Source organism: Pseudodesulfovibrio sp. (genome assembly GCF_028692895.1).
Lineage (GTDB): Bacteria > Desulfobacterota > Desulfovibrionia > Desulfovibrionales > Desulfovibrionaceae > Pseudodesulfovibrio.
This window is the reverse complement of sequence record NZ_JAQUWN010000083.1, coordinates 1-12,737: the sequence shown is the minus strand read 5'-3', so window position 1 is coordinate 12,737 and position 12,737 is coordinate 1. Positions and strand designations below refer to the sequence as shown.

Genomic DNA, 12,737 nt, shown 5'->3' with positions numbered 1-12,737 from the left:
TTTTTGTTTTCGCCAGCCTATCGCGAACAACCTCGCCCTTCCATCTCGGGATTGTCGCCCCAGCCCCCCGACTGAATACGCCCGCCCCACTTGACCCTCAACAGGATATGCCCTACCTGAAAACGCCTATTCGACACGAACGACCTGTAATAAAGGGGTGTTACGCAATGGAATTGAAGGGCATTGAACTCAAGAACGGCGAAAAGATAAGACTCAATAAATTCACGCTATTGGTAGGTCCGAACAATGTAGGGAAATCTCAAACCCTAAAAGACATTCATAACAGGCTGACCAAGGGTGCAGCGGCTGAAACTACGTTAGTGTCAAGCATAACCCTTGACCGCCCAAGCTCATACGAAGAATTGATAAAGGATTTGGTTGTCAGACCTGATCCCATAAACGTTGGACACGAATGCTTCGACGGCATCACATCAGATTTTAACCCCAATTCAATGCTTCGAATGCAAACTGGCAGTCTTGAAAAGGTGTTCACATCTCAACCGGAAGCAGGCTATACGCTTTATAATCTAAGCAAGTTTCGTGTATTTTACATGGATTCAGAGTCAAGATTATCAATCGCCAGTTCATGCAAAAGCTACATACCAGACGAATCGACACCAACAAGCTTGGTTCAAGCTCTTTATGGGAAATTCGGAAAACTTGACGACAAACTTGAAGACGCATTCGAAACAACCTTCAAGAAAAAAATCCGCCTCGACTACAGTGCTGGCCCCAGACTTCGATTTGCTGTTGGGGACTCATTTGAAAACATTCCCCAAGACTCCCGTGAGGCATACCCTATAATGAAAGAATATGCTTCACTTGAAGAACAAGGAGATGGATTCCGAAGTTTTGTAGCAGTTATCCTCTGCCTTCTTTTGTCAAAAGGGAAAGTCCTTTTGCTAGATGAACCTGAAGCATTCTTACACCCGGAACAGGCAAGACGCTTAGGGAAATGGATAGCTGATCATATAGAGACCTTTCCTTGTCAGGTAATCGTTGCGACTCATAACGCCAACTTCCTTTCGGGAGTACTTGCAGGAAGACAACCCGCAGAGATCTTCAGACTGAACAGGAAGAACGACATCACCGACTATTGCCCCATAACAGCGGATGCGACACGCGCCTTAGCGACCTCTCCCATTTTATCAAGTCAAAGAGTGCTTGAAGGCATATTCGCAAGAGGCGTGGTCGTCTGCGAAGCGGATTCAGACAGAGTCATTTACAACTCTGTCGCAATTCACAACCACAATGAGCAAGAACTTCTTTTCTTGCACGCCCACAACAAACAAACCGTGAAGGATGTCGTGAGTCTATTAAAAGCAGCCTCAATTCCTGTAGCTGCTGTTGTCGACATCGATATCTTCAACTCAAACGATGAACTGGACAACCTCCTAAGCGCTTTTGATCCCAATGCCGATCATTCAAAAGCCCTAGCGCTTAGGGAAAAACTTGGCGCTCATGTCGACAAGTTCGCAGAAGATGAAGTGCTGGATAAAATCAAGAAAGATCTCATGGACTTCTTAGACCAGCTCGAAAACAAGGAACACACGCTTGAAGGGGCACGGGCAGCGCTCAAAAGAATACGAGGCGAAGGGAGCAAATGGTCCAAAGTCAAATCAAAGGGACTATCCGTTTTTGAAAAGGATATTCGAACTGAGGCAATGCAGCTTGTCGACGAATGCAAAAACCAAGGATTATTTGTAGTGCCGGTTGGGGAACTGGAGGGGTGGATGGATCTTGGTGTCCGAAAAAACAGATGGGTCCTACTAGCGTTAGAACGAATATCTGACGGCAATGCCTCAAATGAACTTATTGGTTTTGTTGGGAAAATCATATCTTGGGTCTACGGAAACGCCAACGACTGATCCCCAATAATATGGTCAGCCTCCTTTATGTGCCCCCAGCCAATCAATCTGCATGGATTGGCAGATAAAACCTGCGCGCCAAATCGATTTCTTCGGGGCGCGGAGATCGGATGTTCAGCTCCTCTTATCCCGACCTGAGGCGAGCATCGGCTATCAAACTGCCCACCTTGCTGATGACCCCGGGCGTCTTTTGGTATAAGGCATAGGCGCATGCAACTTCAGGAGGCGCAATGACACTCCCCACTCGTCCATCTCTTCAGTATCGCTGGCAACTGCGCGATGACAACGGCAAGCCCGTCCTGGTCTATTACGGGTTGCGCAATCCGCCCCGGCATACCGCGTCCGCGCTGGCCGTCGCCCCGGAGATCGCCATGGACGTCGCCGCCCTCGACGGTGGCCGGCCGCTGGCCGACCTGCCGCAGGCCCTGACCGGACACCCCGACTTCCTGCGCCTGGCCGAGGAGGGCGTCATCGTCGACGCGGCGGACGTCCGGCAGGCGGCGACCCCGGAGAACCGTCGGCAGTGCACCCGGTGCATCAACGACGACCATCTCATTCCGGGCCTCGAATTCGACGAAAACGGCCTGTGCGCCTTCTGCCAGTGCTATGAACGGGCGCAAGAGGCCGGGGTCTCGGCCGGGCCGCAGAATTTCATCACCGAAGCGGAACTGCTGGACGCGGCGCGCCGCAACACCCGGTCCCGCTTCGACGTCATGGTGCTGTGCACGGGCGGCAAGGACTCCACCTACCTGCTGTGGTTCCTGGCCAAGAAGCTCGGGCTGCGCGTCCTGGCCGCCGCCTGGAACATGCCCTACACCAACGACACCTGCCGCGAGAACCTCCGCAGGGCCGTCGCGCTGCTGCCGTCCGTGGAGCTGATCGAGCGGACCCTGCCCTGGGACATGGTCCGCCAGGCCATGCGCGAGCAGTTCGCGGCCATCGGCGCGCCCTGCCTCTGCCCCACCGTGGCCCACGTCCTCTTCTTCCCCGTGGCCGTGGAGGAGCGGATTCCCTTCATCATGCAGGGGGTCGAGGAGGTCCAGCTCGCCGTGGCCAGCTACGTCATGAACGAGCTGAAATCCCCGGGCAAGGCCGCGCAGGCCGCCGCGCCCTCCCAGCGGGACATGACCCTCGGCTTCTTCGGCATGGTCGCCAACGCCCCGGAGCCCCATCCGCCCTACGCCATGACGGCCGAATTCCTCCACTACCAGCGCGCCGTCCGGAAGGGCCTGGAGCCGCTGTACCGCCAGCTTGACCAGACCCTGGCGGCGGCCCGCCGGGACCCGGACATCCCCGTCCCCGAGCTGCGTCGGCTGAAGACCAACGAGACCTACGGCACCTGGAAGGAAGTCGGCGAGCTGATAAAAAAGGAAATGGCCTGGGAGATGCCTCCCGAGCACAAGGGCCTGCTCCACACCAGTTGCCGGATCGAAACCGTCAAGGACTACTGCCAGTTCATGCGCTTCCGGAACATGCGGAGCACCTTTTTCCCCCAGTCCATCGTCGAGGTCAGCGCCGGGGTGTATTTCGGCCTGATCTCCCGCGAGGAGGGCCTGGCCGAGCTGGAGCACCTCGGGTATCACGGGGAGCCCGCCCCCCTCGGGCCGCTGCTCGACGACCTGGGCCTGCGCGGGCAGGACCCGGAGGGACACGGGGAGATGCGTTTTTCATTATGCGATTGCGGCAAGTGCGCCGGATGAGTGCGGACGCCGCCGACCGCAAAACCCCGCAAACGGTCAACGACTGGGCCGAGAGGTAGCCATATGGATTTTCTGAACAGGACCCGCCCGATCATGGGTGAGGACGGATTGGCCATTCTCCGGGAGAAGGTCATCGCCTTCGCCGGGCTGGGCGGTGTGGGCGGCGGGGCGTTCCTCGCCCTGGTCCGCTGCGGCGCAAGCCGGTTCCGCCTGGCGGAAAACGGCATTTTCGATCCGCCGGACATGAACCGACAGGCCGCGGCCTTCGGCTCCACCATGGACCGGCCGAAACTGGACGTGTACGTCGAGCTGGCCCGCTCAATCAACCCCGGCCTGGAGATCACGCCCTATCCCGAGGGCGTCACCGCCGACAACTTCGAAGGCTTCCTGGCCGGTGCGGACGCCTACGTCGCGGTCATCGACGCGGAAAAGGGGGCGGACGTGAAGCGCATGACCTCGCCCATGCAGGAACGGTACGGCATTCCGGCCTTCACCTGCGGGGCCCTCGGCTTCGGGGCGGTCATGATCAACTACGCGGCTGACGGGATGAAGGCGGAAGAATTCTGGTCCCTGGCCGCCAAGGGGAACACCGGCAAAGGGCTGCTGCCTTCGTCCATGCTGCGCCATTTCAGCGGCCCGGCCATGGACCGGGTAACGCAATGCCTACCGACCGGCATCGTGCCGACCACGGCCATCGGCGGGCTGGCGGCCAACGCCCTGCTGGCCAACGAGGTGCTCGCCCATTTCCTGGCCGGCACCGGCCTGGTGGAGCGCCCCGCCGTGTTCGCCCCGCGGTACGTTGCCCTCGACTTCATGACCCTGACCCTGCGTGTGGGCGACGTGACCCGGCCCGACTTGCCATGACAACGGCGGAGTTCCGAAAACCAGCACCCTGAGGACACCATGGACAACGAATTCCGCACCGCCCTGTTCACTCCCGAGGACGCCCCGGAAATCTCCCGTTTCTACCGGGAGACCTACGGCGACGATTTCCCGATCAAATACGTCTATGACCCGGCGGAAATCGTCCGGCGGCATGACGGCGTGAACCACCGGACCGCCATCGTGCGCGACGGCGACGGCCTGATCGCGGGCATGGGCAGCCTCTTCCGCCTGGCCCCCAACCCCCTGCTCTACGAGGCCGGGCAATTGATGGTCGCCAGGCGGCATCGGGGAAAGGGAGTGTCCAACATCGTCGGCCGTGCGGTCCTGGAGGAATTCCCGACCCAGATTCCGGTGGAGGCCGTGTTCATCGAGGCCTTGTGCAGCCACACCCTGTCCCAGCCCTCCGCCACGAACCAAGGGCTGCTCCCCACCGGGGTGGAGCTGGAGCGGATGCCGCCCCTGGGGCCGAAAAAAGGCGGCGCGGCCGGGAACGTCACGCTGCTCATGCTCTTCCGGGTCTACCGTGACGCCCCGCACGCCATCCATCCCCATCCCGCCCATGCCGATTTCATCGGCCAGCGCCTGCGAGAGCTCGGGATCGAGCGGACCTTCGAGCCGGGCGGCCCGCCCGAGGCCGCAGCCACGGACGCGCAACCGGACATCCTGCGGGACGCCGCCATCGCCACCCTGACGGTCTCCCGGCCGGGCCGGGACTGGCCCGACGCCCTGGCCCGGTTCGAGGCCGAGGCCGCCGGATGCGTCCGGCACGTCCGGCTGAACCTGGGCGACCCGGCGGCGCCCTGGGCCGTCGACGTCCTGCGCGACCGGGGGTTCTTTCTGGGCGCCTACCTGCCCCTCTGGTTCGGAACGGACGGCGTCCTCCTGCAAAAGCTGCCCGCCGCCCCCGACTTCTCGGCCCCGCAATACGCCTCGGAAGGGGCGAAGTCCCTGGCCGAAGCCATTCGCGCCGATTGGGAGGCGGTGACGGGCGGGAACTGACGCCCCAGCCGAGCCTCAGGATTCATCCCGCCACAACTTGCCGCAATGTGGCGGGATGAAAACCGCGCCGACTTCACGCACCCCAGCCCCCCGCATGTGCCGGGAATCACAATTGACGTTTGACACGGCACCCGAGTTTTTGTAGTTCCCCCCTCCTGACCGCGCGCAGGGCTCAGCCCGGACGCGCCTTGACAGAGGAAACCAGGGGATGGACACCCGCCGGACCTGCGCCGCTCCCCCGATCCCGATCGGGAAATTCGGCACAAGCCCGCCGGTCCGGAAGACGCCGGCCAACGGCATGACACGGCACTTCACTACGACCGTCGACGCCCGGAAAGCCCTTGGCGGGCTTCATGAGGGAAACGTCCCCCTATCCGCCGGGATGCGCACGCCATGCCACCGTCCGCCGCTTGCTCAGTGGATGCATGTCGCACCGTATCTCAGCGACCACATTGAGGAATCGCCCCACCTGAACGGAAGTCGCGCCCCTCTCTTCCTCCGCACCGAATCCGGGTGGATAGTGCGCAAGGACGGGATGATCGTTCCGCAGGGAAGGACGAACTATTGTTTTGACCGGCCGGTCCGGCCCGAACCATCAACCAGCACGGAATGAATACAATGGATAACGCACAACACCACGGGGCCTCCATTGGCTCCGCCGCCCGCCCCCGGATGCAGCACTTTGTCCCCGAACAGGGCGTCTGCGCCAAGGAAATCGACTTCGTCGTGGACAACGGCAGCATCGACTACGTCAGCTTCGTCGGCGGCTGCGAGGGCAACCACAAGGCCATCGCCTCCATGGTCGAGGGCATGAACGTCCAGTTCGTCCTGGACCGGTTCAGCGGCATCACCTGCGGCTCCAAGTCCACCTCCTGCGTGGACCAGTTCTGCCACGCCCTGCGCGAGTACCTGGAGAGGCAGCCCAAGTAGGCGCGCACGCATCCCCTTGGGGGATTCGCGAAAACGACGAGGGGCAGCGGCCGGACCGCTGCCCCTCTCCTTTTGCGCCGCCCCGGGCCGCGCTAATGCTCGTGATAGTAGCCGAGCAGGACCTTGACCAGGGCCTCCAACTGGTCCACGGGCTCCATGGACGCGTTCTGCTTGCACTTCATGGCCCCGACCATGACCGCATGGTGGTCCCCGAGGCGCTGGGCGTAGTCCTTCTGGTCCGCCTTGACCCGCTGGGTCAGGAAATAGTCCGAAATGGTCCGAATGATATTTTCGGCATGCAGCTCCTTGGTGTTCACCCAGCGGACGAACTGCTGGCGCGACTGCACGTCGGTCTTGGCGTTCAGCTCGCCGAGCTCCGCCACGGCCTTGCGAATGGTGGCCACGTCCTCCAGCATGGACTGCACGCGCGCATGGTCGTCGTAGATGCCGCAGGGCACCTGGCAATGGGCCGAGGCCGACCGGGCCGCAAGCCCGAGCAAGCCGATCATCAGGGCGACGCCCAACCATTGACATTTCCGCATTCTTCCGCTCCTTTGCTTGTTTTTTCCCCAGACTCCGCCCGTCCGGCGCCCCGCCGGAAAGGAGGAGAGCCCCACACCCTCACCTATAGAAGAGGAAGCCCAAGACGTCCAGGCATGGAGAATAATTCTTCTCCTCCCTCCATTTTTCCAGTACCCTTCGGGCCAATCAGTTCACCCACTCAACCGCAACGAGAGATCATCCAATGACCGCCATATCCACTTCCATATTCGAACTGCTCAAGATCGGCCCCGGCCCCTCCAGCTCGCACACCATCGGCCCCATGCGGGCCGGGTACGACTTCATGGAGCGCATCCGCGAACTGCCGGAATCGGACCGCAACCGGGCAGACGGCCTGGAGATCCGCCTATTCGGCTCGCTTTCCGCCACCGGCGAGGGCCACGGCACCCCGCGCGCCATCATGGCCGGAATGCTAGGCCAGCAGCCGGACACCTGCCGATCCGACGCCATGGAACAATTTTGTGAAAAGGACCGCCCCTTCGATCTCGACATGGGCTGCCGAAAGCTGGCCTACCGCACCGGGGACATCATCTTCGACGCCGTGCAGCACGACTATCCACACAGCAATACCATGATCTTCCGGCTCAAGGCCGGGGACGATGTCCTGCTGGAACGAATATACTTCTCCGTGGGCGGCGGTTTCCTGCGCTGGCAGGGATGGGAGGAGCCCCGGCGCGGCGAGCCGGTCTATCCCTATGAGACCATGGCCCAGCTCAAGGACCACCTGCGCCAAAACTCCATCCGGCTGCACACCCTGGTCCTGGCCAATGAAAAAAGCATCACCGGCATGTGCGAAGCCGAGATCGTCGAGGGGCTCGACCGCATCGTGGCCGTCATGGAAAACGCCGTGGAACAAGGCATTGCGGCCAAGGGAGTGCTGCCCGGCCCCATCGGACTGCAACGCAAGGCGAACCAGATGTACAAAAGCGCCAAAAAGCTCGAATTCCAGGGCTCGGGCTTCCTCCGCGCCATCAACGCCTACGCCCTGGCCGCCTCCGAGGAGAACGCCACGGGACACTGCGTGGTCACCGCGCCCACCTGCGGGGCCGCCGGGGTCATCCCGGCCATCATCTTCATGCTCAAGCGGCACATGGGCGCGCTCCAGAAGGAGATTCGCCAGGGGCTTCTCGCGGCTGCGGCCGTGGGCTTCCTGGCCAAGCACAACGCCTCCATCTCCGGAGCCGAGGTGGGCTGCCAGGGCGAGGTCGGCGTGGCCTCCTCCATGGCCGCCGCCCTGCTCTCCTACGCGCGCGGCCACCGCTTCCAGGTGACGGAAAACGCTGCGGAAATCGCCATGGAGCACCACCTGGGCCTGACCTGCGACCCTGTGGGCGGCTTCGTCCAGATCCCGTGCATCGAGCGCAACGCCATGGGCGCGGTCAAGGCGTACAACGCCTTCCTCATCGCCTCGACATTGGAGGAATCTTACCAAATGGTCAATTTGGACAAGGTGTTCAAGGCCATGGCCCAGACCGGCAGGGACATGTCCAGAAAATACAAGGAGACGTCACTCGGCGGGCTGGCCCTGAGCGTGCCTGAATGCTGAGCCAACCGCTTGATTTTCAAGGCCAAGCAGACGTTTCATGGCCTGGGCGACGAGATGCAGAATAAAATTCTGGCCATATGTCGCGCGTCTGAATTAATATTGCCCTAAGCCCGTAATTCTGCTAGGGACGGTCCTGGCTTTTCCAGCCGAATATCTTTTTCGGGGTACGAAACGTGATTTCTTTCAAAAATGTCAACAAATGGTACGGGGACTTCCACGTCCTCAACAACATCAACCTCGACATTAAGAAAGGCGAGGTGGTGGTCATCTGCGGGCCGTCTGGCTCGGGCAAGTCCACCCTGATCCGCTGCATCAACCGGCTGGAGCCCATCCAGGAGGGCGACATCCTGGTGGACGGCATGAACGTCTCGGACGCGCGCACCAACATGACCCTGCTCCGGGCCGAGGTCGGCTTCGTCTTCCAGCAGTTCAACCTCTACCCGCACATGACCGTCATGGACAACATCATCCTCGCGCCCACCCTGGTGCGCGGGATGAGCAAGGGGCAGGCCACGGCCATCGGCATGAACCTGCTCAAGAAGGTCAACATCCCGGACAAGGCCGGGGCGTACCCGTCCCAGCTCTCCGGCGGCCAGCAGCAGCGCGTGGCCATCGCCCGAGGCCTGGCCATGCAGCCCAAGATCATGCTCTTCGACGAGCCCACCTCCGCACTGGACCCGGAGATGATCAACGAGGTACTGGACGTCATGAAGTCCCTCGCCCGCGAGGGCATGACCATGATCTGCGTCACCCACGAGATGGGCTTCGCCCGCGAGGTGGCGGACCGCGTCATCTTCATGGACGGCGGCAACCTGATCGAGGAGAACTCGCCCGAGGAGTTCTTCAACCATCCCAAGAGCGACCGGACCAAGGACTTTCTCAGCAAGATCCTCAGCCATTAGGTATAAGGATATATACGCTCCGGGCGGGCATGGTGTCCGGGCGGAGCGGGTTTTTGGGTGAACTCAAAACCATCGAGAGGAGAGGAAAATGCGCATTCTGAAGATCACCGCCCTGACCGCGCTGCTGGTCATGGCCGCCACCATGGCCTACGCCGGTCCCACCTATGACCGCGTCATGTCCACCAAGGTCCTCAAAGCCGGTCTCACCAACCAGGGCATCCCGGCCGGCTTCATCAACGACAAGAACGAGTGGGTCGGCTTCGACGTCGACATCGCCGCCGAGATCGCCAAACGCCTCGGCTGCAAGCTCGAAAAGGTCGTTGTCAACAACAACACCCGCGTCACCTACGTGCAGACCAACCCGCCCAAGGTCGACATGACCCTGGCCAACATGACCCACAAGCGCTCCCGCGACGAGCAGATCGACTTCTCCATCACCTACTTCTTCGACGGCCAGAAGTTCCTGGCCAAGAAGGGCGCCATCAAGGACGTGAAGGACCTGGCCAACGCCAAGGTCGGCTCCATGCAGGGCACCACCTCCATCATCAACGCCACCGAGTACCTGAAGAAGATCGGCAACCCGAATCCGACCGTCATCGGTTACGACGGTGAGATCGCCATGTTCGAAGCCCTGCGTTCCGGCCGCGTCCAGGCCATCTCCACCGACGCCACCATCCTCCTCGGCTACGCCGCCAAGGAGCCCGGCAAGTACGAGCTGGTCGGCGACTTCATCTCCGACGAACCCTATGGCATCGGCCTGCCCCAGGACGACTCCAAGTGGCGCGACACCATCAACTTCACCCTTCAGGACATGTGGATGGACGGCACCTACAAGCAGATCTACATGAAGTGGTTCGGTCCCGACACTCCCTACAACTTCCCGCTGACCTCCAAGATCGAGATGTGGCCGTAAGCCGCACGAGATAGTCATTACATGGTCCCGGAGCTTCGGCTCCGGGACCTCGTTTGAGAGAGACCGATGATCAAGAGACATTTCGAGAAATCCTGGGTCCAGAACCTGAGCCTGCTGGCCATGCTCGGCCTGCTGGTCTACTATTTCGCCTTTGTCTTCGACTTCAAGTATGATTTCGACTGGGCGATCTTCGTCACCGACGGGCAATACGGCAACATGGGCGACCTGATGCTCCACGGTCTGCACCTGACCGTCACCATCACCCTGTATTCCGCCGTCATCGCCCTGGTCCTGGGCACGGTCATCGGCCTGGCCCGGCTCTCCAAGTTCAAGCCGGTCTACTGGTTCGCCACCTGCTACGTCGAGCTGTTCCGCAACACCCCGCTGCTCATCCAGCTCTTTTTCTGGAACTTCGCCTTTCCCTACGCCTTTCCCGATGAAATCCGCACCAAGCTGTACGACATGGACTTCGAGTTCTGGGTGGCGACCATCGGCTGCGGCATCTTCACCTCCGCCTTCATGGCCGAGATCATCCGCGCGGGCATCCAGTCCATCCCCAAGGGGCTGCTGGAGGCCTCCTACTCTTCGGGCCTGAGCTTCAACCAGACCCTGCGCAAGGTCATCCTGCCCCTGGCATTCCGCGAGATCATCCCGCCGCTGGGCAGCGAATTCCTGAACAACATGAAGAACACCTCGCTCGCCATGACCATCGGCGTGGGCGAGGTCTGCTGGTCCATGCAGGAGGTCCTCTCGCTGACCTTCCGGACCTTCGAGGCCCTGGTGGCGGCCACCGTCATCTACCTGGCCCTCTCCCTGTCCATCTCGGTCATCCTCAACATGGTCAACGCCAAGCTGAAGATCGTGCCGGACGGCAAGAAACCGTTGCTGCGCAAGGTGGCGGACGCGGCCTTCACGCCCTTCACCCTGCTGGCCGACGGCCTGGAGCGGGTCCTGTGGCACTTCCGCAAGGCCCCGGACGCGTCCAAGACCATCTCGCCCCTGCGCCGTCTGCTGCGGCTGGGGTGGCGAAAAACCGTCCAGGCGCTGAAGTGGCTGTTCATCGCCGCCATGCTTTACGTCATCTACAAGGCCGTGCGCGCCATCGCCGGGTTCCACTTCGACATCATATGGGCCAACCTGCCCACCCTGCTCAAGTGGCGCTTCCCCGGCGGCGACGAGTCAGAATTCTTCCTGGGCCTGGGCGGCCTCTCCGGCTCGGTGCTCATGGCCGTCATCTCCATTTCCGGCAGCTTCCTGATCGGCCTTGTGGTGGGCATGGGCCGCACCGCCAGGAACCGGGCCGTCCGCATCCCCTGCACGCTCTACATCGAACTGGTCCGGGCCGTGCCGCTCATCCTGGTCATCTTCTGGTTCTACACCGCCATCCTGGAGTTCATCATCAAGGTGGACCTCCACGCCTTCTGGGCCGCGACCATCGCCATGACCTTCTTCTTCGGCGCCTACATCGCCGAGACCGTGCGCGGCGGCATCGACAACATCCCCAAGGGCCAGGTGGAGGCGGCCAAGGCCTCGGGTCTGAGCTACCTCCAGACCATGCGCAAGATCGTCCTGCCCCAGGCCCTCAAGCAGATGCTTCCGGCCCTGGTCGGCATGTTCATCGCCGCCTTCAAGGACACCTCGCTGGCCTACATCATCGGCGTCATGGAGCTGACCCGCGCGGCCTACGCCATCAACAACCGGACCATGATCTACCCCTTCGAGATCTACACCACCGTGGCCGCGCTCTACTTCGTCTGCTGCTACGTCATGAGCCTGTACGCCAAACGGCTGGAGCGCAGGCTCAGCCCCGAAACCGTGCGCATCGAGATGTAGCCCGATCCGCCCCCCCTTATCACACGCAAAAGGCCCTCCCCATGGAGGGCCTTTTTGTTCGCGCCTGCGCAAAAATGGTACGCTACGGCAGCGCATGGAGCATACAATATACCACAATTACTGGATATAAATATGGCATGTCGTTTGCGATATCCCGGGTGAAATCAACACCGACCCCGGAGGTCACCATGCAACGCTCCCTGACCATCACCCTGACTCTTCTGGCCGTCCTGCTGGCCGCGTCCCTGTCCTTTGCCGGTCCCACGGCCCCGGGCGACCTGCTCCTCGCACCTCCCGCCGCCCTCAAGGCCAGCAAGCCATCCGTAGCCTTCTCCCACGCCGGGCACGCCAAGGCCGAAGTCGACTGCCGGACCTGCCACCACGCCTGGGACGGCAAGGAAGGCGTCCGCTCCTGCGCAGCCGCGGGCTGCCACGACCTGCCCGGCAAGCAGGGTGAGCGCACCTTTTACGCCGCCTTCCACGCCAAGGCCGACCGGAGCTGCCTGGGCTGCCACAAGACCGTCAAGGCCAAGGGCGTCAGCGCCCCCGTGGGCTGCAAGGAGTGTCACGCCAAGTAGCGGGGAGCCATCCCCCGGAAAA

11 protein-coding genes are annotated in these 12,737 nt (G+C 61.5%); 10 read left to right on the top strand and 1 reads right to left on the bottom strand.

Going from position 1 to position 12,737, the window contains the following annotated elements:
* From PHP91_RS15325 to PHP91_RS15305, 5 genes are all read left to right on the top strand, one after another.
* Positions 1-1,868: AAA family ATPase (locus PHP91_RS15325; RefSeq protein ID WP_300142636.1), on the top strand; the 1,868-nt coding region annotated here is incomplete at its 5' end.
* Positions 1,869-2,098: 230 nt separating this feature from the next.
* The gene (locus PHP91_RS15320; protein WP_300142633.1) at positions 2,099-3,568 is read left to right on the top strand and encodes a hypothetical protein; all 1,470 of its coding nucleotides are present in this window, start codon (positions 2,099-2,101) and stop codon (positions 3,566-3,568) included.
* Between the two features lie 63 nt (positions 3,569-3,631).
* Positions 3,632-4,432: a ThiF family adenylyltransferase gene (locus tag PHP91_RS15315; protein ID WP_300142630.1), complete on the top strand. Its 801-nt coding sequence runs from the start codon at positions 3,632-3,634 to the stop codon at positions 4,430-4,432.
* A 39-nt stretch (positions 4,433-4,471) separates the two neighbouring features.
* Positions 4,472-5,452, top strand: a complete 981-nt coding sequence (locus PHP91_RS15310) for a hypothetical protein (RefSeq protein WP_300142627.1) — start codon at positions 4,472-4,474, stop codon at positions 5,450-5,452.
* Positions 5,453-6,070: 618 nt separating this feature from the next.
* A complete protein-coding gene (locus PHP91_RS15305; RefSeq protein WP_300142625.1) occupies positions 6,071-6,382 on the top strand; it encodes a TIGR03905 family TSCPD domain-containing protein in 312 nt (103 codons plus the stop codon).
* Positions 6,383-6,474: 92 nt separating this feature from the next.
* On the opposite strand, the gene PHP91_RS15300 is transcribed toward PHP91_RS15305, so the two are convergent.
* The gene (locus PHP91_RS15300; protein ID WP_300142623.1) at positions 6,475-6,924 is read right to left on the bottom strand and encodes a superoxide dismutase [Ni]; all 450 of its coding nucleotides are present in this window, start codon (positions 6,922-6,924) and stop codon (positions 6,475-6,477) included.
* A gap of 203 nt (positions 6,925-7,127) precedes the next feature.
* On the opposite strand from PHP91_RS15300, the gene PHP91_RS15295 reads away from it, so the two are divergent.
* The 5 genes from PHP91_RS15295 (at position 7,128) to PHP91_RS15275 (ending at position 12,715) form a co-directional block, all read left to right on the top strand.
* Positions 7,128-8,489, top strand: coding sequence for an L-serine ammonia-lyase (locus tag PHP91_RS15295; RefSeq protein WP_300142621.1), 1,362 nt, complete (start codon positions 7,128-7,130; stop codon positions 8,487-8,489).
* A gap of 173 nt (positions 8,490-8,662) precedes the next feature.
* On the top strand, positions 8,663-9,391 hold the full coding sequence (locus PHP91_RS15290; RefSeq protein WP_300142619.1) for an amino acid ABC transporter ATP-binding protein: 729 nt from the start codon (positions 8,663-8,665) through the stop codon (positions 9,389-9,391).
* 88 nt (positions 9,392-9,479) lie between these two features.
* Positions 9,480-10,304: an ABC transporter substrate-binding protein gene (locus PHP91_RS15285; RefSeq protein WP_300142616.1), complete on the top strand. Its 825-nt coding sequence runs from the start codon at positions 9,480-9,482 to the stop codon at positions 10,302-10,304.
* A gap of 66 nt (positions 10,305-10,370) precedes the next feature.
* Positions 10,371-12,137, top strand: a complete 1,767-nt coding sequence (locus tag PHP91_RS15280) for an amino acid ABC transporter permease (RefSeq protein WP_300142613.1) — start codon at positions 10,371-10,373, stop codon at positions 12,135-12,137.
* A 188-nt stretch (positions 12,138-12,325) separates the two neighbouring features.
* Entirely contained in the window at positions 12,326-12,715 is a 390-nt protein-coding gene (locus PHP91_RS15275) for a cytochrome c3 family protein (RefSeq protein ID WP_300142610.1), read from the top strand.
* The last annotated feature ends 22 nt before the right edge of the window (positions 12,716-12,737 follow it).